Here is a 21,994-nt window from a genome sequence, read left to right as displayed (position 1 = left end):
ACTGCGCCACAGATCAACCGACCGGGGCGTCCGGGTTCTGTCGGTGTGGTCCCGAGTTCGATCGGCGTGCGTCGCAGGCGCAGTTGATCATCGGGTCATTGGCATCAAGTGCGGGCGGGAGTGGTGCCGACGGGCGTGTCGCGTTGGTTCCTGCGTGTGGCGGCGTGGTTTGCGACGGCTGCGGTTGCGGTGCCGGTGGCTGCGAAGAGGGTGCCGAGGGCGATCCAGCCTGGTGTGCCGTGGTCGATGGCGGTTGTGGTGACGACGGCGGGGGCGAGCATCAGGGCGAGTGCGTTGCCGGTTTGGCTGAGGCCTTGGTAGGCGCCGGCGCGAGTGGGGTCGGCGAGTTCAAAGGCCATGCCCCAGCCTCCGGCCTCGCCCTGCGTCTCGGCCGCGGAGGAGGCGAGAGCGGCGAGGACCAGGACGGCGATTGCTGCCGCGGCGCCGAGATGGCCTGCTAAGGCGAACAGCAGGCAGGCGGTGAGCAGGAGCAGGCCCGCTCGGCGTACTGACCGCCCGGCGGTGCGCAGGTTCTGCGTGCCGCGGGAGGCACGGACCTGGAAGAGCGCTACGTAGGCGGTGTTGACGATCAGCAGCGCCGAGACCACGACCGTCGGGGCATCGGTGTGGTCTGCCACCCACAGCGGTACCCCGACCGTGGTCAGCCCGAAGTGGATCGCGAGTACGGCGTTGAGGACTGTCGAGGCGACGTAGGTGCGATCCCGCAGCGGTGAGCGCCCGCGTGACGCCCCGGCGGTGCCGGCGGCGTCCATCCGTGCCGCCAGCCCGGCGACCCTGCGCCGCAGACCGATCAGGGGGACCGTGCCAAGGATCGTGATCGCGCCGACGAGGACCACCGTCAGGCGGTAGGCCATGGTGGTGTCGGCCAGCAGAGCCAGTCCCGCGAGCAGGGTGCCGACGCCGATGAAGACGTTCATCACCACCCGCAGTCGGGCGCGGACAGCGACCCGCCCCGGGCCGACGTACCACCGGGCGAGCAACGTCATCTGAGCCGTGCTCATCAGGCCGCGGCTGGCCGAGACACACGCCGCGACCAGCACGAAACTGACGACGTTGCCGGCCAGGGCATAGGCCAGCAGCGAGACGCCGTTCGCGGCCAGCGCCCACTGCTGCAGCCGATCGGCACCCCAGCGGTCGCTCAGCCGACCACCGGCGTACGACGCCACCACGCCGACCCCTCCAGCGGCGGTGAGACCGATCCCGACGACGGCCGCAGACAGCCCGACTCCGCGGGTGAAATTCAGGGCGCTGACGGCGAAGAACATGCCACGCGACAGCGACATCGCGGCCACCGCGCTGGCCAGCGCGCGCTCGAGCGGATCGCGGAGGAGTTCAGACACCCGACAGTTGTCGCACCCGGACCTCCCCCGACACCAGAGATGTAGCGTATTGCTTCATGATCGAGTACGAGCCGCGCACCTGAAGAACGTCACCTACACCGTTGCTCGCGGGCACGACCTCGGCGAAGTACGGTTCGCGATCTCGCCGCTGAACGTGACCCACACGTCCGCCTCGACCACACCGTCCTGCGGGTACGGCTGCGCAGCGACCACTCCTACCGCACCTCGACCGCCGGCCGCGGCCTGACCCCTCACCCCCTCGCTCTTCAGCCGACGCGGATCGGTGCCAATCTCCCCCGACGAACCACCGGACCTCATCTACCCGGCACGCGGCCTCGGCACGCTCTGGGAAACCCAGACGAGCACACCGCCAACCGCCCTGGTAGGCCTGATCGGCCGTGTCCGCGCCCAACTGCTGAGGCTGCTCGAGACGCCGACATCGTCAACCGAACTCGCCGTCCGCCTCAACGTCACAACCACCGCCGCCAACCAGCACCTGCGCGCACTGCGCGCCGCCGGCCTGCTCATCTCGGCCCGGCACGGCCGCTCGGTCCTCTACCGCCGCTCAGACCTCGGCGACCGGCTCGTCCGTGGGATGTAGATCATGTCTTCGGCACGCCTGGGGTTTTCCGACGTCAACTCGAACCCGCGCCGCGAGAGCGGGCCGGACCGACGCGACAGGGCGGTTCGACCCGTTAAGTCTGTACGACCTGGGCGATGACGACGCCGACAACTATGAGCAGAGCTATGGTCACGCCGGGCATCTAGGGCGCCAGCCGGGTTCGCAACGTCAGCCGTGGCTGGAACCGTGCGGCTGGGTCGGTGCTGAACTCCCACCAGGCGACGACTCGCCGGAAGTCCTCGGGAAAGGTCGGCTGTGGGTAGGCGCTGGTGCTCGCGAGCGCAGGCAGCCTGAGACGCCGCCCGTTCGCGAGGGTTATCCGGGCCGCGCGTCCGAGGTGTGCACCGCTGCTTTCCCATACGTCGATCCATCGGATCTCCTGCCAAGGAAAGGTTCGACCACGCCGCCCGATGCCCCAGCAGACGGTGATTCCTTCCGGCCCGACCCTGGTCCAGCTCCGCCGCGCCGCGCCGATGCCGAGACCGACCACAGCGGCCGTCAGGCCCGCCAGCAAGCAGAGTCCCACGACGCCGACGTGACCGATGATCGCACGAACGATCAGCACAAGCCCAACGACTGAAAACACCCGCCAGGAAGGGCGGATTCGGTCCTTCCCTCGGAAGATCAACTCACTCACGGAAAGCACGCTACGCCTGCAGCCAGGGGGCGGTAATTTATTTACAAGTGAGAAGGATCACCGCCGGACGACGCAACCTTTTGGGGCACGTTCCGCCGGATCGGTGCTCGCCGCGACCCGCAACTACTGCGATGGAGCCGAGAGCCAGTTGGCGAGGTCTGCGAAGTCGGTTGCCCGGCGCAATCACGTGGCGGTGACTCAGCACGTCGGCCTCCAGCTCTGAGCCCAGGGCGGCTTCAGGTCAAGTTGGAGTGTGCGGGTGAGACAATTGATGGGGGCGAATGAGCGAGCGAAGTTGGCATCTCATCGACGGCAAGTTCGACAAGCTCATGGCAATTTGCCTGTGCGCACTCGCAATCGAAGACGCGAACCGCGTGGTGTCCGTTCTCCTTGTCGCCTCCCAATCGCAGTCTTTCGGTCGCCTGTTCAGCGAGTTGGCGATTGCTGATACGAATCAAGGACTGTCGCTCATCGGTGGTGCGCGCTGTGGGGAAAGATCTCAAAATTGCGCTGAACCTCTGCTCTACCGCGAGGATTGTTTGCTCGACCGTCTGGCCGTCGACCACGACGATGCTTGCGCCGGTTCCCTCAAGTTGGCTCCGCACCAGCCCCCAGCCCCAGATCTGACCTCGATGGTCACCGCCCGGCCGCCTGTGTTCCAGTCGTGCGAGCTGTTCCTCCCTGGACGGCATCAGCCACACTGCGTTTTCGGAAATCCCAGCCATTTCGGGAGTGACGAATGCACCTTCGACGACAACCGATGTATCCACTGGCAGCGACTGGATGTCTGCCAGGATCATCGGCCGGCGATCAAAGTCTCCGGGCCCAGTACCCATGACATGAATCCCGGCCGCAGCTGCGCGCTTCTCGTGAGCGAATGCATGAGCATCTACGCTGTACCAGAGAAATCCATGCTTTCGGGCGAGTAGCCGGCTCACCGTGGTCTTGCCCGCCGCCGCCGGACCACCCACCCAGAAGATACCCGCGTGCTCGTAGTTCGGTTCTTCATTCATATGGCTCCAGCCTAACCTCAGCGCTTTCAGGTGAGCGGCCGATCCGCTCCGCGAGGCCGACCCGCGTTGGTGATCCGGCGGGCGACGGGGTAGTCGTCGACCGTCATGGAGTTGTAGACGCGCGCGCTCTTGGTGGTGAGACGCAGGAGGGCGCGGCTAGGCCCCGCGGGCAGGGCAGAGATCAGGCGGGCGCCATGAGCCAGTCCCGACACGCCGAGGCGCGACGTAGGGATCAGGGTCTTCGCGGCGCTCAGCGCGACCGCGCGGCTGCCGCGCACGTGCTTCGCCATCGCGCGCTCGTACGCCGGGAAGGCGCGCTCGTGGTCGCCGCCCGCCCGCGCCAGCTCGCCGGCGAGGACGTATGCGCCGACGACGGCCAGGCTGGTACTCCCACCGACGGCCGGGCCTGGGCAGTAGCCCGCGTCGCCAACGAGGGTCACCCGCCCTCGCGACCAGGTGTCCACGCGGACCTGGGTGATCGAGTCGAAGTAGAACGCCGGCGTGCGATCGAGCTCGTCCAGCCAGCGGTCCACGTCGGCGTGAAGGCCGCGGAACGCACCGCGCAGCAAGTCCTTCTGCCGGGGCACGTCGCGGTGGTGGTAGTCGAGCTCGCGCTCGCTGCGAAAGAGGAACAGCGCGCGCGCCTCGTCGAGGTGCCGAGCGCTGTAGATGCCGGCCGTGCGGCCGACGCCGACGTGGATCAGCAGCTCGCCGTCGAGGCTGAAGGTGTTGGGCAGGGTCAGCACCCCGAAGTTGGCCCCGATGAAGTCGCTGAAGCGAGACTCGTCACCGAAGACGAGACGGCGCACGTTGGAGTGCAGCCCGTCCGCGCCGACGACGAGGTCGAAGCGGCGCGGCGCGGCGTTCTCGAAACGCACCTCGCCGTCGGGCGAGATCGCGGTGATCGAGTCGCCGAAGAGATACTCGACGTCGTCGCATGCGGCGTCGTAGTAGATCCCGCTCAGGTCGTCACGCATGATCTCGACGTGCTCGTCCGGCGTGGCGCTGAAGATCTTGGAGAGGTCCACCCGGACGGGACGCCGTACGCCCTCCCGCTTCAGGGTCATCCGGTTCGTGCCGGTGGCCCGCTCACTGACGCGCGCGAGCACGCCCATCTTGTCCGAGATGGCCATCGCGGGCCGGAACAGGTCAACCGAGTGGCCACCGGTCTTGCGCAGAGCCGGCGCGCGCTCGACGACCGTGACGGAGAAGCCGTGCCTGGTGAGCCAGTACGCCAGTACCGGACCGGCGACGCTGGCGCCGGAGATGAGAATTCGCATGCTCATGCCTCCTTACCTAACGATAGGTAGGTACGGTAACACGGCCACCTACCTATCGTTAAGTAAGATAGGCTGGCGACATGACTCGTCCCCCTGGCACCAAGCAGCGAATCCAGGAGGTCGCCCGCGAGCTGTTCGCACAGCAGGGTGTGCAGCGGACCAGCCTGCAGGAGATCGCCGACCGGCTGGGCATCACCAAGCCGTCGCTCTACTACCACTTCTCCTCACGCGAGGAACTGGTCCGCAGCATCGTGCAGCCGATCCTCGACGAGGAAGAGGCCTTCCTCGTGGGCCAGGAGGCGCTGGGCGAGGTCGAGCCCCGCGCCCTGCTGGAGGGCTACTTCGACTTCCATTACCGCCACCGCGCGGAGATGGTGCTCATGCTCAGCGAGCTGACCACGCTCGCCGACCTGGGCCTGATCGACCTCGTACTGGAGTGGCGCCGGCGGCTGGTCAAGCTGCTGCAAGGCCCCGAACCCACGCTGGAGCAGGCGGCCCGGGCCGTGATCGCCTTGGGCGGCCTCCAGGACTGCACCATCCAGTTCGCCGATGTGCCAAAGGACGAGCTCCGCCGGGTGGCCGTGGACGGCGCCTGCGCCGCCCTGGGCATCGAGCCGCGGCGCAGGGCCAAGGCGGCTCATGGTGATACGGGAAGATCCTCTGCGTCGTGACGGTCGGGTGCGGCGACGTCCGCACTCCCCACAGACGTTGAGCGACGGCTCAGCGCCACCATGCCGATCGTGATCCACGCGGCATTGAGCACGGCCGAGGGCCACGCCCGGTGGCAAGCCGAGTTCACGGTGAGCGCCACGGCACCCAGCAGGTTCATCACCTGGAATACCTGCCCGCCTGCCGCGATCCGTTCAGCCGAAGCCAACGCATAGGCGGCCAGCAGCACTCCAGCGCCGGTCCAGCCGACCAAGGCGATGACGGCTTCCATCGGACTAACGGTCCTGGTCCACGACGGCGTACGCACGGACCGGGAATGTCCCCATGCCTTCGATGGCCGGAGGCGCGGCATGGAACCGGAAACCGTACGGCGGCAACTGCTCCAGCCCACGCAGATGCTCCACGATGGGAATTCCGGCATCCAGCAGTGCCGTGTGCGCCGGACGGCTGTCGTCGCCTGCGTCGTCGATGTTCAGCGAATCGATTCCCACCAATGCGGGCCGCTGCGCTGCAAGCCACGCCGCCGCGTCCGCGGTCAGGAAGGGATAGCCGCTCGCATAGCGTTCGGTGCCCCAGTTCCGGTCCCAGCCGGTGTGGATCAGCACAGCTTTCCCCGCGACGTCGTAGGGAAGCAGCACACTCCGCTCGATGGCCCGCTCCCTGCTGCCGAGAACTCGGATCACAACACCGTCGAGATCGGTGAGCCGGGACAGGGACAGGGCTGCTATGTCGGCCCCCTCGGCGAAGCGGTGGAAAGGGCTGTCGAGATATGTGCCGGTATTGGCGACCATCGAGATGCGGCTGATGCTGAACTCGGTGCCGGCCGCATAAATCTCGCGGGACGCCTGCCGCGAAAGGTGATCGCTGATTTCCGGGGCAGGTAGGCCTGGGTAGGTGATCATCCCGTCACGGATGCCGTGACTGAGGTCGACCGTCCGCGGTCCACTTGCCGGCTCGGCCGCCGTACCCCGGGATCCCTTGTGTGGCTCCCGAAGCAACCGCTTGTTGCTGATGGCAACCTTGTCGACCATCAGGAGGCCAAGGTGCCGCACGAACAACTCACCCAGGGCGCCGTCGCTGATGCCGGGACCCGGCACATCCAGCCGGAAGTCCTGGGCCTGGAGACCGCCCCCGTTCGCGAAGGTCACGCCGGCGTCGAACTGCACCCGCCACTCGTCGGTGTTGTCGCTCATGACTCGATGTTCCGTGAAGGAATACTTGATGACAAGCGAGATTATCTGAAGCGTTGCTACAGTGATGCTTATGGAGCTCGATCCCCGCCGCCTCCGGGTGCTGCGCGCGGTAGCGCTGCGGGGTGGCATGGCGGCCGCGGCGCAGCTGCTCCACCTGACCCCGTCCGCGGTCTCCCAGCAGCTTGCACAGCTCGAGCGGGAAGTCGGCCAGCCGCTGATCGATCGCTCTCGCCGGACGGCGAGCCTCACACCGGCCGGCCAACTGCTGGCCGCCCGCGCAGAGCGCATCGAACAGGAACTCACCGAGGCCCGCCGAGAGCTGACCGAGCTGAATGGCAGGCTGAGCGGCCCGGTGACGATTGCGGCGTTCTCCTCGGCGGTCTGCCATCTCGTCGTTCCGGCGCTACGCGAACTGGCGACTACTCATCCCGATCTCGAACCAGAGGTCGTGGAGCTGGAAGGTCTTCCGGCGCTGACCGAGTTGCGCACTGGAGCAATCGACCTGGTGATCGCCGAATACGACGCCGACGACTCAGGGTCGCCTGGCCCACTGCGCGGCCTGTCCGCCGCGCCGGTCGCCGACGACGAGTACTGCATTGTCACGCCGTCGGCGTGGTCGCCTCGTCCCGGCTCGATCAAGGATCTGGCTGCTCGCCCGTGGGTCGCCAGTCCGCCGGACACCGCATGCGGCCGGGCATTGGACAGGATCGCCGGTCAGTACGGATTCACCGCGCACCGCGCCCACACATGCCTGGAGTTCCCCACCGTCCTGGCGCTGGTCGCGGGCGGATTCGGCGCCGCGGTCATTCCGAAGCTGGCCCTCGCGAGCGCGTCGCCCCTGGCGATCGCGTTGCCATCGGTACCGGTCGCGGGCCACCGCCGCATCACTGTCCTGCGGCGCGACCTGCCGGCCGGCCCCGAACCACGGACCCAAGCCCTGGTCGACGCCCTTCAGACAGTCGCGTTCGACCTTGGCCTGACTCCCGTCGCGATGCCGCGCACACCACTGCACCACAGCTGACGGTAAAGGCCGACAGTCGCAGCGACGAGGGTCGGTCAGTCACCGAGGCGGTCCCGGAGGAACTCCAGGATCTCCGCCCGTGCGGGCTTTGCTTGCGGAACCACGCTCGGCATGCTGAGGAACGCGTGCGTTGCGCCGGGGAATTCGGCCAGGCGAGCCGGGGTCCCGGCGTCGCGCAGGCGCTCTGCATACCGACGGCCCTGATCGGAGACCGGGTCGAACGTCGGCACGACCAGAAGTGCTGGAGCCAAACCGCTCAGGTCGTCAGCCTGCAGCGGTGACAGCGGGCGAGGGTCCGTCCCCTCTGGCACAGCGAGACGACAGAACAGTTCCATCTGCGTCCTCGTGAGGGTCGGACTGTCGGCGTAGGTGGTCATCGACGCGTGGTCGTACAGGGCTGGGGTGACGTCGACGGCGGCATTCACCAGGACCTGTGCCCGCAATTGCAGGCCGCACTCCCTGGCCCTGATCGCTGCCAGGGCGGCGATCAGGGCGCCGGTGCTTTCACCGAAGACAGCGGCGCGGGCTGGGTCGATCCCCCACTGCCTGGCCTGCCGCACCACGGTCTGCAGCACGTCCCAGCCATCGTCGGCCGCCGCGGACAGCGGAGTCCCCGAGCTGAGGAGGCGGTGCTCGACAGAGACGACCACCGCTGGCAGCCGCGCGGCGAGGTGGCTGTTCACCCAGTCGCTCTGGACCGCCGTACCGACGAATCCGCCGCCGTGGACGTGGACCACCAACGGGAGGCCGGCGCCGCCGGCCGACGGCCGGTACACCCGGACCCTGAGGTCGCGCCCGGGCAGCGCCATCTCCTGCCACTCGATCACGGCGCCGCGGTCCGGACGGCCGGTGATCACCCGGGCCAGCGGGGACATCCGCTTGCGATTCTCGGCGTCACGAAAGGCGGCGAGTTCCTGGTCGGTCATCGTCAACCAGGACGGTTCCTTGCCTAGGGCATGCATCAGCCGGATGCCCAGCGGCGGCTGCTCGATGTGGGTGCTGTCGCTCATCATTTCCTCCTGCGTTGCTGACGTCCCGGCACCGTCGGACGGCACCAACTGGGTGACCACTGCGCGGGCCGGGGGCAACCAGCTCCATACCGGTCACGAAGCTCCCCCGAAACGGCGGCGTGTGGCCGCGACGCGCGTCATTTGGATGGGACGCCACGACAATGCGCCGTTGGTCCCTCGGTTCGCTACGAACGCCGGTCCAACGCTGGCAGAGCTGGTTCGTAGCCAGCTACGAGGCAGGTGCTCCGTAGAGGACGCACGACAACTCCACGATCGTGTCGGTGTCCTGCAGCGAGCGGCCGGTCAACTCCTCGAAGCGCGACAGCCGGTAGCGCAAGGTATTGACGTGGACATGCAGGGCCGCCGCGCTCTGGGGGATGCTCCGGCCATGGGACAGGTAGCAGCGAAGCGCCTCGATGACCTGGTCGCCGAAAGCACCCGCGCGGTGAAGCGGCTCGAGGTAGCGCATCCGTAGCAGCTCACCCAACTCACCAAGCGTCGGCACGGCGAGCCGCCAGCCCAAGGTCTCCGGGGTGTGCACGCCCTCGCGGTACTGCAGCAGGGCGGCGGCCAGGACATCCTGCGCGCTCCGATAGGACGTGGCGAGCCGGTCCACCGGCGCCGGAACTCCCAGCGCAATGAGCTGACCCGGCACAGGCGTGGGCAGATTCTCCATGATGCCCACCAGCCGATCGCGCGTCGGAGCCATCAGCACACCGTGCCCGTGGTGCTCGGCGAGTGCACGCTGAACCTGTTCGATCCTCTGCTCTTCGCCCGGGCCGGTGCAGAAGGCGCGGTACGTCGTGTCCCGGCGCAGCTGATAGACCGTGTATCCCCTCTCCAGTTGTGCATGGTCGAGGTCGCCCGCGAGTGCGCCTGCCAGCCACTCGTCCCGGCGCCGCTGGTCCGCCATCGCGAGGGCCAGTCCCTGCCGGTGATAGTCGGCCGCAGCCCGCGCCGAGAACGCGTCGCTCAGCCTCCACAACAGTGAGGTCAACGCCACCACATCGGCCCCGTCGACTCCGCACTCCACCGCCAACTCGACCAGACGGCCCTGGATGCTCGCGATCGTGACGCGGAACCCGGCCATGATGTCCTCGATCGGCACACCGGCCCCGAGCCGTTCGACCGTGGCTCTTTCGGCCTCCCAGAACTCGTCCGGAGGAGGCACCTCCCCCGCCCGCAGCGTGCGGCACACCCGCCTGAGGATCCGGTGGACGCTCGCGACGATCTGCTCACGACCGACCGCCTGGTAGCTGGGGATCTCGCTCCGCACCCGCCGCAGGATCGGCTCGACCACTTCATCGTCGCTCTCGAGGGCCGCGATCAGGCGGATCACCTGACTCTCGCGAACCCCTTCGACCATGTCCGCCATCTTGCCTCATCTGCGCGTGCAGCTGACCAGGCTCCGCGTTGCCTGACATTCCGGGTGGCCGTGTCGTCGTAGTGGACGGAAGAACCTGCCAACTAAAGAACAGAGCCTCGGAGGAAACCGATGAATGACCTTCAGGCCACTGCCGACCGCGTCGAGATCGAGGCACTGCGCGGCGAGTTCAGCGACGCGGCGATGATGGGCGACTACGACCGCTTCGCGTCACTGTTCACCCACGACGCCGTGTACCGGATCCCCGACGCCGGCATCGCCCAGACCGGCAGAGACGAGATCCGCGCCGGAACCGAACGACTCGCAGACGCCTGGGAGTACTTCGTCCAGACAACGCATCCAGGCGCGATCAAGCTTGATGGCGACACCGCGTCCGGTCGCGCCTACGTCTCCGAGATCGGACGTCTGCACGACGGCACCTCGATCTACAACTACGCCCTTTTCCACGACCAGTACCGGCGCACTCCGGACGGCTGGAAATTCAGCGAACGCGTCTTCGAAGTCAGGTACTTCGACACCACACCACTGCCCGGCTCACCCCAGGTAGCTTGGGCCGCGACCGACGGCGATCCCTCAGTGGAAGCAACTCAGTAAGCAGAGCTCACTGGGCCGAGGGCTGGTGACCGGCTACACCAGCCAGGAGCTGGATTCCATCAGGACTCGGTCTTTCAGTTCGTTGACTTCGCGCCAGGCTTGGATCTTGGTGGGGGTGGCGCGGAAGTAGAAGTAATTCGCGAGCGGACGCGGGTCGAAGCCGGCCTTCTCGGCGAACGCGTCGCCTTCCGCGTCCGTGAGATCGCCAGCGCGCAGAGTCTCAGTCGTGGCGGTGATGTGGACGACGTCCCGGGTGTGGCCGAGCGTCAGCTGCAGAGTCGGGCTCTTCGCGAGATTGCGGGCGGTCGGGTTGCCTGCCGCGGTGGACAGGAGGAGTGTCTCGCCGTTCCAGAGGAAGGACAGTGGCATCAGGTACGGCGTACCGTCCGGGGAGGCGGTGGCGACCCAGGCGTCGACGTCGTGCTCCAGCCGGCGGAGGGTGTCCTGCTTGCGTTCGGAGAGCGGGCGGGCCGGGTCCGTCATGGTGGGCTCCTCTGGATTCTGGTGTCACATGTGCGGCGGGTGAACCGTCAATCGGATGACGGCGGCGGGCCGGAGAGTGTGACACAGGAGAAGGACGTGGTCGGGATGGGTGAGGACAACTGGCTGGCGACCCAGTTCGAGGAGAACCGGGACCGCCTGCAGGTCGTCGCGTACCGGATCCTAGGCTCCGAGCCCGAAGCCGAGGACGCGGTCCAGGAGGCGTGGATCCGGCTCAGCCGCTCGGACACCGGCTCGATCGACAACCTCGGCGGGTGGCTGACCACGGTGGTCGGCCGGATCTGCCTCGACATGCTGCGGACCCGGCGCCGGCGGCCCGAGCAGCCGGTCGGCGACCAGTCCCCCGCGTTCGCGGACGACGCCGTACCCGATCCCGAACTGGAAGCCGTGCAGGCGGATTCGGTCGGCCTCGCGCTGCTCGTCGTACTCGAGACGCTGACGCCGGCCGAGCGGCTCGCGTTCGTGCTGCACGACATGTTCGCCGTGCCGTACGACGACATCGCGCCGATCCTGGGTAAGTCGCCGACCGCGGTGCGGCAGCTCGCCAGCCGGGCGCGGCGTCGAGTGCAAGGTACGCCGGAACCGTCCGGAACCGACGCGATCCGGCAGAAGGAGATCGTCGGCGCGTTCCTCGCGGCATCACGCAGTGGCGACTTCGAGGCGTTGCTCGAGTTGCTCGACCCCGGCGTCGTCGTGCGGGCCGACTCGGCCGTCGCGGCGCGTGGTGCCGCCGCCATGGCGTCCGGCGCGAGGGCGGTCGCGGCGTCGTTCGCCGGGCGCGCGCAGGCAGCCAGGCTGACGTTGGTCGACGGTCTGGCCGGGCTGGTGTGGTCGCAGTACGGCCAGCCGCAGGTCGTGTTCGTGTTCACGGTCGTCGACGGCCGCATCACCGCGATCGATCTGCGCGGCGACTCGGACTACCTCCGCGATGTCGACCTCGCAGCGCTGGAGAGTTGAGGCCGCGCGGCCCGGCGTGGCAGGTGGACAAACGGCGTCTTGCCGGGTGGGGCTGTTGTGACGGATGAGGTGAGAATCACGCTCGGACTGTCCGCATCGCGACACCCTGGAATCCGGTTTTTGCGTAGGCGAAAAGTGCGCTACTGTTCTGCTCTCGCACCGAGCGGAAACAGTCGCCGGAGCGATGCGGACGTAGCTCAGTTGGTAGAGCGCAACCTTGCCAAGGTTGAGGTCGCCGGTTCGAACCCGGTCGTCCGCTCGGAGAGGGTTCGGCGGGCCAGCTTTCTCACTGGTGGAGTGGCCGAGAGGCGAGGCAACGGCCTGCAAAGCCGTGTACACGGGTTCGAATCCCGTCTCCACCTCGACACCGTCACGTGAGAGTGTGTTGTGTGGTGTTGTTTGGACGATTGGCGCAGCGGTAGCGCGCTTCCCTGACACGGAAGAGGTCACTGGTTCGATCCCAGTATCGTCCACGAAGGCGATAGGCGACTCGTGTCCGCGGAAAGCGCGGACCGGGTCGCCTTCGTCGTTTTGTGCGGCAGCCCCGCGGTCGGGTTGTTACTCCCGTCGTGCGTGTTGGACTACCGCGGCCAGTAGTACGGCGGCGCCCACCAGGCTGAGGGTGGTCAGGTGCTCGTGGAAGAGGAGTAGGCCGAGGGCTGTGGCTACTACGGGTTCGATGAGCGCTATTACTGCGGCGGTGGAGGCGCGGAGCGTGGTGAGGCTGGCGTAGAACAGGGTGTACGCGAGGGCGGTGGGGACGAGGCCGAAGTAGGCGATCAAGGGCCAGCCGGGCGCGGTGGGGATGATGCCGTCGATGGTTGCTAACGGCAAGAGGAGTGCGGCGCCGGCAACGAAGCCCAGGAAGGCGCCGGAGATGGGGTCTGGCTCGTTGCGGTTGAGCAGAGTGGTCAGGGCGTAACCGGCTGCGGACAGAAGTGCGAAGGCGATGCCCAGCAGGGCTGCCGAGCCGGCTCCTGCACTGGGCACGAGGAGGGCCAGGCCGGCTACTGCGGCTAGTAGAGCCGGGGTGATGCGTTCCCGGGCACCTAGGGCGATGAAGAACGGGCCGGCGCCCAAGGCGACGACGGTGGCTACAGCTACCCCGACCTGTGGGATGGCGGCGAAGTAGCCGAGTTGGCAGACGGCGAGGCCGAGGCCGGTCAGTAGGTAGCGGACTGGCGATGCGGCGAGCAGCGGGCGGATCGGGGCTCGGCGGAGAACGAGGCGGGCCAGGGCCAGCCACAGAGCGGCGGCGGCGAGGCGCCAGAAGGACACGGCGGTGGAACCCAGGGCGGCGTGGTCGAACAACAGCGCGCCGGTCGGGCCGCCGGTGCCCCAGGCGATGCCGGCCAGGGTGACGTAGAGGAAGCCGCGCCTGGATGAGGACGCGAGACGGTGATGCATTGCAGACTCCGGGGTGTGTTCGCAAGGTGACGTGGGGCTTCTGCGAACAGCCCGAAGGAGCCCAGGTCGGAGCCTGGGCACTACCGGTCGACCGTCCGCCTAGGCGGCGGTCGGCGGGGTGATGATGCGATGCATGATCAGGACCTTAGCCAGTCCGGGCGCGTCTGCCGACTGAATTACATCCGGAGTTGGGAGGCGCCGTTGAAGTCGAGGACGGTGCCGGTCGCGAACTCGGCTTCCGGGGAGGCGAGATAGAGGATCGCGGCGGCGACCTCCGAAGGGTCGGCTACTCGTTCGAGCGGGCTTTCCAGGCGGCGGCGGTCGTAGCCATCGCCATCCAGGTGTACGGCGGCCATGTCGGTGACCGTCCAGCCGGGGGCGATCGCCGTCACCGCGATCCCCTCTGGCCCGAGCGCCCGGGCCAGGGACTGGGTGAAGGAGACGATCGCTGCCTTCGAGGCGCCGTACGCGGGCTGGTTGGGCTCGCCGCGGAACGCGCCGCGGGAGGAGACGTTGACGATGCGGCCGCCGCGGCTCATGTGGCGGACGGCGCACCAGGTGACGTTCGACGGGCCGACCAGGTTCACGGCCAGAGTGTCGGCCCACGCCTGCTGCCATTCGGCGTATGTCGTCTCGCGGATGCGGTGCGGATGGTAGACGCCGGCGTTGTTGACCAGTACGTCGATGCCGCCCAGAGCGGTCGCCGCGTGGTCGACCATCGTCTGGATCGCGACCGGGTCGGCGAGATCGGCGTGTGCCGGCACGTGTCCGGTCCCCGGCAACTCCTTCAGTACCTGGGCCGCTGCGTCGGCCGATGCGCTGTAGTGCACCGCCACGCGATCCCCCGCGGCGGCGAAGGCCCGCGCCGTCGCCGCACCGATCCCCCGCGAGGCTCCCGTCACCAGTACCGAACGATTCATGCTCCCGATCCTTTCATCACGGGAGCACGGGCTACGGCCGCGGGTTCACGTCCCGGCGGTACGACTTGGAGGCACGCGCCCACTGTTTCTTGGTCTCGGCGCGGAGGCGGAGGTCGTTGCGGCGGGCCATGAACGCGGCCTCGCGCTGCAGCTTCGTCCAGCTCTCGTAGCGACGGACCGGGAGCGTCCCGTCCGCCAAGGCCGCCTGGACCGCGCAGTCTGGCTCTGTGAGGTGCGCGCAGTCCTTGAACTTGCACTGCTCGGCCAGCGCCGTGATGTCCGGGAACGCAGCTGCCAGCCCCTCCCCCGACTCTTGCAGGCCGATTCCCCGCAGCCCTGGCGTGTCTATGACGATCCCACCGGTGGGCAGCACGATCAGCTCGCGCCGCACCGACGTATGCCGTCCCTTGCCGTCGTCACGGATGTCCTGCACATCCAGAAGCTCCACACCGGCCAGTGCGTTCACCAGCGAGGACTTGCCCGCGCCACTCGATCCCAGCAACGCCATAGTCGCGTTGCCGTCCAGCAGCGACCGCACTGCCTCCAAACCGTCGCCAGTGGTCGCACTGCACACCAGTACGTCGGCACCAGGCGCAGCGTTCGCCACGTCCTCGGCAACAGCGTCGGCGTCGCCGACAAGGTCGGCCTTGGTCAGTACGACGACGGGCCGCGCACCGCTCTCCCACGCCAGCGCGAGGAAGCGTTCGATCCGGCCGATGTTCGGCTCGGGATGGAGGCCGACCACGATCGCGATCACGTCGACGTTGGCGGCCAGCACCTGGCCCTTCGACGTACCGCTGACCTCGGCGCGGACGATCGCCGAACGACGAGGCGCCAGGGACTCGAGCGTGATCCGCTCGTCCGGCCAGAACCGCAGTACGGCCCAGTCCCCTGTGCAGGGGCCGGCCTGGGCGTCACCGGCCATCGCCGCGAGGATCGCACCGGACCAGGTCGCGCGGACCGGCCCGTCCTCGGTGAGTACCGTCGCCACGCCCTTGTCGACCCGGGCGACGCGTCCCGGTACGAGCTCATGCGGGACGGACTGCAGGAAGTCGGCCGTGGAACTGTCGAGTCCCAGGGCCTGGAGTGTGGCGGACATGCGGCGAACCTTTCGGAGGGTCCGGCCGCGAGATCAGCTCAGCGGACGGACGGTGTGGGAGACATCGGCCCGGTGGGCCCGATGGAAGCTCATGGCGGTGCCTCCCTTCCAGTCCTGCGGTCCTGATCGAGGACCGCTTGTCGCGATGCCGTCAGCGTAGGTCGTCGCCCTCACGTTGCGCACCGGATTTTCCGACCGAGGCAGGTTTGCGATCCGCCTCGTCGGCAGGGTCCGCCGGCTTCGCGCCGTCCGCACCAGGCACGTCGTCCACGACAGGCACGCCATCCGCACCAGGCAGGGCCGGGGCGGCAGAAGCGGCGGGCGCAGCAGGAACGGCGGGCGCGTCAGAAGCCGCGGGCGCCTCGACGACGCGCGGCCGATGCTCACTGAGCCCCTCGACCTTCCGCGCAATGGCGGTCTCCGGCCGCTCCTCCACCGTCAGCGGGGTCACCGGGTGCTCGTGGTGGTGCCGCTCCGGCTCCGCCTTCATCACCGGCTCGACCTCGCCCTCCTCGGCCTGCTTCTGGTCGGCGAGCTCCACCACCCGCGCCTTGTGCGGCCACAGGCGGTCGACGACGGCATTCAGCGCCGCACCGATCAGTACGGCGATCGCAGTCATGTACAGCCACATCAGTACGGCGATCGGCGCCGCTAGCGGACCGTAGATCGACGTACCGCCGACCGTGCTCTGCAGGATCCACCGCAGCACGAAGCTGCCCAGGATCCAGATCGACAACGCCAGGAACGACCCCGGCAGGTCCGACACCCACGGTGTGCGCAGCGGCACCGACAGGTGGTAGAGGGTGTTCAAGAAGCCCGCGGACAGGATCGTCACGACGGGCCAGTACAGCTGGTTCAGGAAGTCCAGCCGGTGCGGCAGCAGCGCGTCGACCGCGTTCGGGCCGGCCAGCACCAGCGGCAGGACGATCACACCGATGACGAGGGCGGCGCAGTACAGCGAGAACGACAGCGCCCGGGTCCGGACGATGCCGCGCCGGCCGCCCATCCCGTACATGATCGTGATCGTGTCGACGAACACGTTCAGCGCGCGACTGCCGGACCACAGCGCCAGCACGAAACCGATCGAGATCACATCTGGCCGGCCGCCGTTGAGCACCTGGTTCAGGGTCGGCACGATCACGCTCTGCACCGACTCGTCGGTGAGCGCGCGGGCGGCGAGCGTGGCGATCTGCTGCTTGATGTCGGCGATCGTCTCGACTTCGAAGTACTTGCTCGCGATGTAGCCGAGACTTCCGGCCAGCCCGAAGATCAGCGGCGGCAACGAGAGGATCGCGAAGAACGCCCCCTCGGCCGCGAGTCCGGTGACCCGGTAGCGCAGGCAGACCCCGATGGTCTGGGTGATCAGCTTCCAGGTCGTCGCGGGGACATTGCGGACCCATGCCAATGAGAGGGAGCTCCCACCACGGGGTCCTGCCCCTGAACGTGCCATACCGCTTACCGTACTGACATGGCGGACCCATTTGCTGTAATGAACCAGGCTCCTCCGCTGCGGGGGGTGAACTTCTTCACCGACGACACCCCGCTCGGTGACGCTCTGCGTCCGTACGCCGATCTCGCCGGCGACCCGGGTCTGCACCGGATCGGCGCGGTCGCGGGCTCCGAGGAGGCACTCGCGCAGGCCCTCCCGGCCAACCAGCACCCGCCGGTCCTGCGCACCCACGACCGCTACGGGAACCGGATCGACGAGGTCGAGTTCCACCCGTCCTGGCACTGGCTGATGGAGCGTGCGGTCGGGTTCGGGCTGCAGGCCGCGCCGTGGACGAGCGACCGTCCGGCGCCGCATCTGACCCGGGCCGCCGGGTTCTACGTCTGGTCCCAGGTCGAGCCGGGTCACGGCTGCCCGATCTCGATGACGTACGCCGCGGTCCCGGCACTCAAGGCGGACGAGCGGCTCGCGAAGGAGTGGATCCCGCAACTCGCGGCCACGTCGTACGACGTACGCCGGTTGCCCGCGGCCGAGAAGACCGGCGTCCTCGCGGGGATGGGGATGACCGAGAAGCAGGGCGGCTCGGACGTCCGGGCCAACCTCACCACCGCGACGCCGACCGGACCGGACGGTGAATACCAGCTGAACGGTCACAAGTGGTTCTGCTCGGCGCCGCAGGTCGATGTCTTCCTCGTACTCGCGCAGGCGCCGGACGGACTGAGTTGCTTCGTCGTGCCGCGGGTGCTTGCCGATGGCAACCGGAACGCGTTCGCGCTGCAACGGTTGAAGGACAAGCTCGGGAACCGGTCGAACGCGTCCAGCGAGGTCGAGTTCCACGGCACGATCGGCTACCGCCTCGGCGACGAGGGCGCCGGCGTCCGCACCATCATCGAAATGGTTGCCGCCACCCGCCTCGACTGCGTCCTCGGCTCCGCCGCCCTCCAACGACGAGCGCTCGTCGAAGCCAGCTGGCACACCCGCCACCGCTCGGCCTTCGGCGGGCTCCTCGCCGACAAGCCCGCGATGCAGAACGTCCTGGCCGACCTGGCCCTGGAGAGTGAGGCGGCAACCGCGCTGGGGATGCGGCTTGCGGCTGCGGCCGACGCGTCGGTCGGTGGAGACGAGCAGGCCGCAGCGTTCCGGCGGATCGGGCTGCCGTTGGCGAAGTTCTGGGTGTGCAAGCGAACGCCTTTCATGGTGGCGGAGGCGCTGGAGTGCTTGGGTGGTAACGGGTTCGTCGAGGAGTCCGGCCTTCCCCTCCTGTTCCGCGAGTCGCCGCTGAACTCGATCTGGGAAGGATCGGGGAACGTCAATGCGCTCGACGTCCTCCGTGCGCTCAGAAGGCCGGAGTCGCTCGACGCGTGGCTGCTCGAGGTCGGCGCGGCACGGGGTGCGGACGACCGCCTCGATGCCGCCGTGAACGACGTACTGGAAACGCTTGCCGATGTGTCCGAGGCGGAGGCCGGCGCACGCCGCCTCGCCGCCCGGATGGCCGTCTGCCTCCAGGCGTCCCTGCTCGTCCGGCACTCGGCACCCGAGGTCGCCGACGCCTTCGTCGCGTCCAGGCTGGCCGGCGACTGGGCCGGCGTCTTCGGCACCCTCCCCCGCACCACTCCCTTCACCCCGATCCTCGCCCGCGCCCTCTGATCGCGTTGCGTCCGAAGATCCGAGGGTTACAGGCCACGGTTCTTCGGACACAAGCCGCAAGAGAAGGGTGTGTACGCGATAGGGTGAGCGGGTCGCGACTGGCGCGCTGAGGTGGAGAACCACCGGGGAGCGAAGACCGTCGGCACCGTGCGCCTGGGTGCCTTCGACCCACTGCAACCGCAGGAGAGACAACGATGACTCAACCCTTCGATGCCGCCGCCGCATCGGCCGCGTACCGCAACGCGCTCGAGGTGATCGGCGCGGTGGAACCCACGATCGCCGGCGCGATCAAGGCCGAACTGGCCGACCAGCGCTCGTCGCTGAAGCTGATCGCGAGCGAGAACTACGCCTCCCCCGCCACCCTGCTCACGATGGGCAACTGGCTCTCGGACAAGTACGCCGAGGGCACCATCGGGCACCGCTTCTACGCCGGCTGCCAGAACGTCGACACCGTCGAGCAGGCCGCGGCCGACCACGCCGAGGCCCTGTTCGGCGCACCGCACGCCTACGTCCAGCCGCACTCCGGCATCGACGCGAACCTGGTCGCCTTCTGGGCGATCCTGGCCCAGCGGATCGAGTCCCCGGCGCTGGCCGAGGCGGGCGCCAAGCACGTCAACGACTTGTCCGACGAGGACTGGACCAAGCTCCGCAAGGCGCTCGGCGACCAGAAGATGCTCGGCATGTCGCTGGACGCCGGCGGTCACCTGACCCACGGCTTCCGGCCGAACATCTCCGGCAAGATGTTCAACCAGCACTCCTACGGCACCGACCCGGAGACCGGGCTGCTCGACTACGACGAGGTTGCCCGCAAGGCGCGCGAGTTCAAGCCGCTGATCCTGATCGCCGGCTACTCGGCGTACCCACGGAAGGTGAACTTCGCGAAGATGCGCGAGATCGCCGACGAGGTCGGCGCGACGCTGATGGTCGACATGGCCCACTTCGCCGGCCTGGTCGCGGGCAAGGTGTTCACCGGCGACTTCGACCCGATCCCGCACGCGCACGTCACCACGACCACCACGCACAAGTCGCTGCGCGGCCCGCGCGGCGGCATGGTGCTGTGCCAGCCCGAGTACGCCGACTCCGTCGACCGCGGTTGTCCGATGGTGCTGGGTGGTCCGCTGAGCCAGACGATGGCGGCAAAGGCGGTCGCGCTGGCCGAGGCCCGGCAGCCGTCGTTCCAGGTGTACGCGCAGGCGGTCGCCGACAACGCAGTCACGCTGGCCGAGGGCCTGATGAAGCGTGGCGTGAAGCTCGTGACGGACGGCACCGAGAACCACCTCGTGCTGCTCGACGTCTCGTCGTACGGCATCACCGGCCGGCAGGCCGAGTCCGCGCTGCTCGACGCCGGCATCGTGACCAACCGGAACGCCGTACCGCGCGACCCGAACGGCGCCTGGTACACGTCGGGTGTCCGGATCGGCACGCCGGCGCTGACCACCCGTGGTTTCGGCGGCGACGAGTTCGACCGGGTCGCCGAGCTCATCGTCGACGTCATCTCCGCCACGACGCCGACCACGACGTCGGCCGGTGCCCCGTCCAAGGCGAAGTACGTGCTCGCCGATGGCGTTGCGGACAAGACCAAGGCCGCCTCGTCCGAACTGCTCGACAAGCACCCGCTGTACCCGGGCCTCGAGCTCAGCTGACTCGCGCAGCGCCCGCTTCCACACTGTTGGGAGCGGGCGCACGCCGTTGTGGCATCAACACGGCGGCGAGTACGGCGCCTGCGACTGCGATTCCCGCCGACACCCACATGGTGGTGTTGAGACTGGTCATGAACGCGTCCCGGACATCGCTCAGCAGGTCGGCGGAGCCCGACTTGGCCGCAACGGCGAGCCCGCCACCAAGCCCCTTCTCGATCGCATCCGCGGCCTGCGCGGGCAGTCCGGTCGTGTCGACTCCTGCGCGGTAGACCGAGTTCAGCACCGTGCCGAGAACCGCGACACCGACCGTGCCGCCGACCTGGCGGAACGCCTGCAGCAGACCGGATCCGGTCCCGGCCCGCTCCGGGTCGAGCACACCCAACGCCGCGTTCATTGCCTGAGGCATCGAACACCCGAGACCGAAGCCGACCACCACGAACCAGATCGCGGTGTACCCGTACCCGGTGCCGAGCTCCGTGAAGGCCCCGAGCACGAACCCGACGGCCATCACCACGAACCCGGCCATCACCACCAGCCGGGTTCCGGCCTTCTCCTCCACCGGCTCGGCCACCTTCGCGCCGAGCGTCATCCCGCCGATGAACGGCAGCAACTTGAGCCCGGTGTGCAGCGCGTCCGATCCGTTGATGCCTTGGAAGTACTGCGGCATCGTGAACAGCAACCCGAAGATCGCGAACACCGACACCGTGAGCAGCACCGCGCCGCCGGTGAATGTCTTCTCGCGGAACAACCGCAGCTCGATCAACGGCCGCGTGGTCCGCCGCTGCCAGAACAGGAACCCGGCGATCAGTACGACGGCCAGTCCGAGGAACAGCACAGTGACACTATCGGTCCACGACGTCTCGCCGGCCTTGGTCACGCCGTACACCAAGCACGCCAGACCAGCACTGGAGAGCACGATGCCGAGCCAGTCGATGGCCGGTCGCCGCGAGCTTCGGGTCTCTGGGACGAGCAGCGTGACCGCAAGGGCCGCAATCAACGCGATCGGGACGTTCATGAAGAAGATCCACTGCCAGCCGGCGTGGTCGAGCAGCAGTCCGCCGACGATCGGGCCGAGCGGCATACCGATGCTGTTGGCAACGACGAAGAACCCGATCGCTTTCTTCCGGTCCTCCTCGGTGCGGAAGAGCACGGTGATCAGCGACAGCGCCACCGGAACGATCATCGCCGCACCGACGCCCAGGAACGCCCGAGCGGCGATCAGGCCCTCGGCCGAGTCGGCCAGGCCGCAGGCGAGCGAGGCGGCGCCGAACAGGGTGAGCGCGATCGCGATGATCTTGCGCCGCCCGTACCGGTCGCCGAGGAGACCGGCGGGCAACAGGAGGGCCGCGAGGACGAGGTTGTAGCTGTTCGCCATCCACTGCAACTGGCTGGTGGAGGCGTCGAGGTCGGACGCCAGCGTCGGCAGTGCGACGTTGAGCACGGTCGTGTCCAGGCCGAGGACGAGGACGGCGAGGCAGAGCGCGATGAGTACTCCGAAGCGGCGCGCGCCGGTCAGCGTCGGCCGTTCGGCGTGGGAGGTCGAGGTCATGATTCAAATTATCAAAAGTTTGTGATAGTTGCGATATATCAAA

The 21,994-nt window shown here is 68.2% G+C and carries 22 protein-coding genes, 3 tRNA genes and 1 riboswitch; of the genes, 11 read left to right on the top strand and 14 right to left on the bottom strand.

Annotation, left to right across the window (positions count from 1 at the left end):
* Positions 1–104: 104 nt before the first annotated feature.
* Positions 105–1,361 carry an MFS transporter gene (locus OG558_RS32290; RefSeq protein WP_405066347.1) on the bottom strand — a complete coding sequence of 419 codons (1,257 nt, stop codon included), beginning with the start codon at positions 1,359–1,361 and terminating at the stop codon, positions 105–107.
* A gap of 49 nt (positions 1,362–1,410) precedes the next feature.
* On the opposite strand from OG558_RS32290, the gene OG558_RS32285 reads away from it, so the two are divergent.
* Both OG558_RS32285 and OG558_RS32280 read left to right on the top strand, forming a co-directional pair.
* Positions 1,411–1,608, top strand: a complete 198-nt coding sequence (locus OG558_RS32285; RefSeq protein WP_405066346.1) for a hypothetical protein — start codon at positions 1,411–1,413, stop codon at positions 1,606–1,608.
* A gap of 36 nt (positions 1,609–1,644) precedes the next feature.
* Positions 1,645–1,962, top strand: a complete 318-nt coding sequence (locus OG558_RS32280) for an ArsR/SmtB family transcription factor (protein WP_405066345.1) — start codon at positions 1,645–1,647, stop codon at positions 1,960–1,962.
* Between the two features lie 163 nt (positions 1,963–2,125).
* Here OG558_RS32280 and OG558_RS32275 read toward each other — a convergent pair whose 3' ends face one another.
* The 3 genes from OG558_RS32275 to OG558_RS32265 all read right to left on the bottom strand — a co-directional run bounded on the left by OG558_RS32275 (position 2,126) and on the right by OG558_RS32265 (position 4,913).
* Positions 2,126–2,548 (bottom strand): hypothetical protein, encoded by a 423-nt coding sequence (locus OG558_RS32275; protein ID WP_405066344.1) that lies wholly within the window; start codon positions 2,546–2,548, stop codon positions 2,126–2,128.
* 308 nt (positions 2,549–2,856) lie between these two features.
* A complete protein-coding gene (locus tag OG558_RS32270) occupies positions 2,857–3,633 on the bottom strand; it encodes a hypothetical protein (protein ID WP_405066343.1) in 777 nt (258 codons plus the stop codon).
* 26 nt (positions 3,634–3,659) lie between these two features.
* Positions 3,660–4,913 carry an FAD-dependent monooxygenase gene (locus tag OG558_RS32265; protein ID WP_405066342.1) on the bottom strand — a complete coding sequence of 418 codons (1,254 nt, stop codon included), beginning with the start codon at positions 4,911–4,913 and terminating at the stop codon, positions 3,660–3,662.
* Positions 4,914–4,993: 80 nt separating this feature from the next.
* Between OG558_RS32265 and OG558_RS32260 the strand changes: the two genes are divergently transcribed.
* Entirely contained in the window at positions 4,994–5,584 is a 591-nt protein-coding gene (locus OG558_RS32260) for a TetR/AcrR family transcriptional regulator (protein ID WP_405066341.1), read from the top strand.
* Here OG558_RS32260 and OG558_RS32255 read toward each other — a convergent pair.
* Both OG558_RS32255 and OG558_RS32250 read right to left on the bottom strand, forming a co-directional pair.
* A complete protein-coding gene (locus OG558_RS32255; protein WP_405066340.1) occupies positions 5,551–5,853 on the bottom strand; it encodes a hypothetical protein in 303 nt (100 codons plus the stop codon). The two genes, OG558_RS32260 and OG558_RS32255, sit on opposite strands and share 34 nt — an antisense overlap.
* A 4-nt stretch (positions 5,854–5,857) precedes the next feature.
* A complete protein-coding gene (locus OG558_RS32250; protein WP_405066339.1) occupies positions 5,858–6,775 on the bottom strand; it encodes a cyclase family protein in 918 nt (305 codons plus the stop codon).
* A 70-nt stretch (positions 6,776–6,845) separates the two neighbouring features.
* On the opposite strand from OG558_RS32250, the gene OG558_RS32245 reads away from it, so the two are divergent.
* Positions 6,846–7,796, top strand: a complete 951-nt coding sequence (locus OG558_RS32245; RefSeq protein WP_405066338.1) for a LysR family transcriptional regulator — start codon at positions 6,846–6,848, stop codon at positions 7,794–7,796.
* Positions 7,797–7,831: 35 nt separating this feature from the next.
* On the opposite strand, the gene OG558_RS32240 is transcribed toward OG558_RS32245, so the two are convergent.
* Entirely contained in the window at positions 7,832–8,806 is a 975-nt protein-coding gene (locus OG558_RS32240) for an alpha/beta hydrolase (protein ID WP_405066337.1), read from the bottom strand.
* Between the two features lie 229 nt (positions 8,807–9,035).
* Positions 9,036–10,172 carry a PucR family transcriptional regulator gene (locus tag OG558_RS32235; protein ID WP_405066336.1) on the bottom strand — a complete coding sequence of 379 codons (1,137 nt, stop codon included), beginning with the start codon at positions 10,170–10,172 and terminating at the stop codon, positions 9,036–9,038.
* 129 nt (positions 10,173–10,301) lie between these two features.
* Here OG558_RS32235 and OG558_RS32230 point away from each other — a divergent pair, with 129 nt between their 5' ends.
* The gene (locus OG558_RS32230; RefSeq protein WP_405066335.1) at positions 10,302–10,784 is read left to right on the top strand and encodes a nuclear transport factor 2 family protein; all 483 of its coding nucleotides are present in this window, start codon (positions 10,302–10,304) and stop codon (positions 10,782–10,784) included.
* 33 nt (positions 10,785–10,817) lie between these two features.
* Here OG558_RS32230 and OG558_RS32225 read toward each other — a convergent pair whose 3' ends face one another.
* Positions 10,818–11,267: a pyridoxamine 5'-phosphate oxidase family protein gene (locus OG558_RS32225; RefSeq protein WP_405066334.1), complete on the bottom strand. Its 450-nt coding sequence runs from the start codon at positions 11,265–11,267 to the stop codon at positions 10,818–10,820.
* A gap of 39 nt (positions 11,268–11,306) precedes the next feature.
* Between OG558_RS32225 and OG558_RS32220 the strand changes: the two genes are divergently transcribed.
* The 4 genes from OG558_RS32220 to OG558_RS32205 all read left to right on the top strand — a co-directional run bounded on the left by OG558_RS32220 (position 11,307) and on the right by OG558_RS32205 (position 12,715).
* Positions 11,307–12,242 carry a sigma-70 family RNA polymerase sigma factor gene (locus OG558_RS32220; protein ID WP_405066333.1) on the top strand — a complete coding sequence of 312 codons (936 nt, stop codon included), beginning with the start codon at positions 11,307–11,309 and terminating at the stop codon, positions 12,240–12,242.
* Between the two features lie 186 nt (positions 12,243–12,428).
* Positions 12,429–12,501 (top strand) — tRNA-Gly (locus OG558_RS32215).
* Positions 12,502–12,533: 32 nt separating this feature from the next.
* Positions 12,534–12,604, top strand: a tRNA-Cys gene (locus OG558_RS32210).
* 39 nt (positions 12,605–12,643) lie between these two features.
* Positions 12,644–12,715: transfer RNA gene (locus OG558_RS32205), tRNA-Val, on the top strand.
* A gap of 85 nt (positions 12,716–12,800) precedes the next feature.
* Here OG558_RS32205 and OG558_RS32200 read toward each other — a convergent pair.
* From OG558_RS32200 to OG558_RS32185, 4 genes are all read right to left on the bottom strand, one after another.
* Entirely contained in the window at positions 12,801–13,649 is an 849-nt protein-coding gene (locus OG558_RS32200) for a DMT family transporter (protein WP_405066332.1), read from the bottom strand.
* A gap of 176 nt (positions 13,650–13,825) precedes the next feature.
* Positions 13,826–14,569, bottom strand: coding sequence for an SDR family NAD(P)-dependent oxidoreductase (locus tag OG558_RS32195; RefSeq protein WP_405066331.1), 744 nt, complete (start codon positions 14,567–14,569; stop codon positions 13,826–13,828).
* A 31-nt stretch (positions 14,570–14,600) separates the two neighbouring features.
* Complete coding sequence (gene rsgA / locus OG558_RS32190; RefSeq protein WP_405066330.1) at positions 14,601–15,668, bottom strand: ribosome small subunit-dependent GTPase A; 1,068 nt, start codon at positions 15,666–15,668, stop codon at positions 14,601–14,603.
* 151 nt (positions 15,669–15,819) lie between these two features.
* Positions 15,820–17,118 carry a YihY/virulence factor BrkB family protein gene (locus OG558_RS32185; protein WP_405066329.1) on the bottom strand — a complete coding sequence of 433 codons (1,299 nt, stop codon included), beginning with the start codon at positions 17,116–17,118 and terminating at the stop codon, positions 15,820–15,822.
* 18 nt (positions 17,119–17,136) lie between these two features.
* On the opposite strand from OG558_RS32185, the gene OG558_RS32180 reads away from it, so the two are divergent.
* Together OG558_RS32180 and OG558_RS32175 are read left to right on the top strand one after the other, a co-directional pair.
* A complete protein-coding gene (locus OG558_RS32180) occupies positions 17,137–18,762 on the top strand; it encodes an acyl-CoA dehydrogenase family protein (protein ID WP_405066328.1) in 1,626 nt (541 codons plus the stop codon).
* Between the two features lie 86 nt (positions 18,763–18,848).
* A riboswitch (ZMP/ZTP riboswitch) is annotated at positions 18,849–18,928 on the top strand.
* Positions 18,929–18,956: 28 nt separating this feature from the next.
* Entirely contained in the window at positions 18,957–20,405 is a 1,449-nt protein-coding gene (locus OG558_RS32175; RefSeq protein ID WP_329478057.1) for a glycine hydroxymethyltransferase, read from the top strand.
* Here the strand turns inward: OG558_RS32175 and OG558_RS32170 are convergent.
* Positions 20,398–21,951, bottom strand: coding sequence for a DHA2 family efflux MFS transporter permease subunit (locus tag OG558_RS32170; RefSeq protein ID WP_405066327.1), 1,554 nt, complete (start codon positions 21,949–21,951; stop codon positions 20,398–20,400). The genes OG558_RS32175 and OG558_RS32170 overlap by 8 nt on opposite strands.
* Positions 21,952–21,994 lie beyond the last annotated feature (43 nt).

Source organism: Kribbella sp. NBC_01510 (genome assembly GCF_045040325.1).
In the GTDB taxonomy this organism is placed as follows: domain Bacteria; phylum Actinomycetota; class Actinomycetes; order Propionibacteriales; family Kribbellaceae; genus Kribbella.
Note: the sequence above shows the minus strand (reverse complement) of the source record. Positions and strands in the feature narration are given on the sequence as shown.

Coding starts and splice junctions, on each gene's coding strand:
- OG558_RS32175 (WP_329478057.1), top strand. CDS start 18,957: ATGACTCAACCCTTCGATGCCGCCGCCGCATCGGCCGCGTACCGCAAC.
- OG558_RS32185 (WP_405066329.1), bottom strand. CDS start 17,118: ATGGCACGTTCAGGGGCAGGACCCCGTGGTGGGAGCTCCCTCTCATTG.
- OG558_RS32245 (WP_405066338.1), top strand. CDS start 6,846: ATGGAGCTCGATCCCCGCCGCCTCCGGGTGCTGCGCGCGGTAGCGCTG.
- rsgA (WP_405066330.1), bottom strand. CDS start 15,668: ATGTCCGCCACACTCCAGGCCCTGGGACTCGACAGTTCCACGGCCGAC.
- OG558_RS32230 (WP_405066335.1), top strand. CDS start 10,302: ATGAATGACCTTCAGGCCACTGCCGACCGCGTCGAGATCGAGGCACTG.
- OG558_RS32235 (WP_405066336.1), bottom strand. CDS start 10,172: ATGGTCGAAGGGGTTCGCGAGAGTCAGGTGATCCGCCTGATCGCGGCC.
- OG558_RS32225 (WP_405066334.1), bottom strand. CDS start 11,267: ATGACGGACCCGGCCCGCCCGCTCTCCGAACGCAAGCAGGACACCCTC.
- OG558_RS32170 (WP_405066327.1), bottom strand. CDS start 21,951: ATGACCTCGACCTCCCACGCCGAACGGCCGACGCTGACCGGCGCGCGC.
- OG558_RS32270 (WP_405066343.1), bottom strand. CDS start 3,633: ATGAATGAAGAACCGAACTACGAGCACGCGGGTATCTTCTGGGTGGGT.
- OG558_RS32255 (WP_405066340.1), bottom strand. CDS start 5,853: ATGGAAGCCGTCATCGCCTTGGTCGGCTGGACCGGCGCTGGAGTGCTG.
- OG558_RS32200 (WP_405066332.1), bottom strand. CDS start 13,649: ATGCATCACCGTCTCGCGTCCTCATCCAGGCGCGGCTTCCTCTACGTC.
- OG558_RS32240 (WP_405066337.1), bottom strand. CDS start 8,806: ATGAGCGACAGCACCCACATCGAGCAGCCGCCGCTGGGCATCCGGCTG.
- OG558_RS32265 (WP_405066342.1), bottom strand. CDS start 4,913: ATGCGAATTCTCATCTCCGGCGCCAGCGTCGCCGGTCCGGTACTGGCG.
- OG558_RS32180 (WP_405066328.1), top strand. CDS start 17,137: ATGGCGGACCCATTTGCTGTAATGAACCAGGCTCCTCCGCTGCGGGGG.
- OG558_RS32260 (WP_405066341.1), top strand. CDS start 4,994: ATGACTCGTCCCCCTGGCACCAAGCAGCGAATCCAGGAGGTCGCCCGC.
- OG558_RS32250 (WP_405066339.1), bottom strand. CDS start 6,775: ATGAGCGACAACACCGACGAGTGGCGGGTGCAGTTCGACGCCGGCGTG.
- OG558_RS32195 (WP_405066331.1), bottom strand. CDS start 14,569: ATGAATCGTTCGGTACTGGTGACGGGAGCCTCGCGGGGGATCGGTGCG.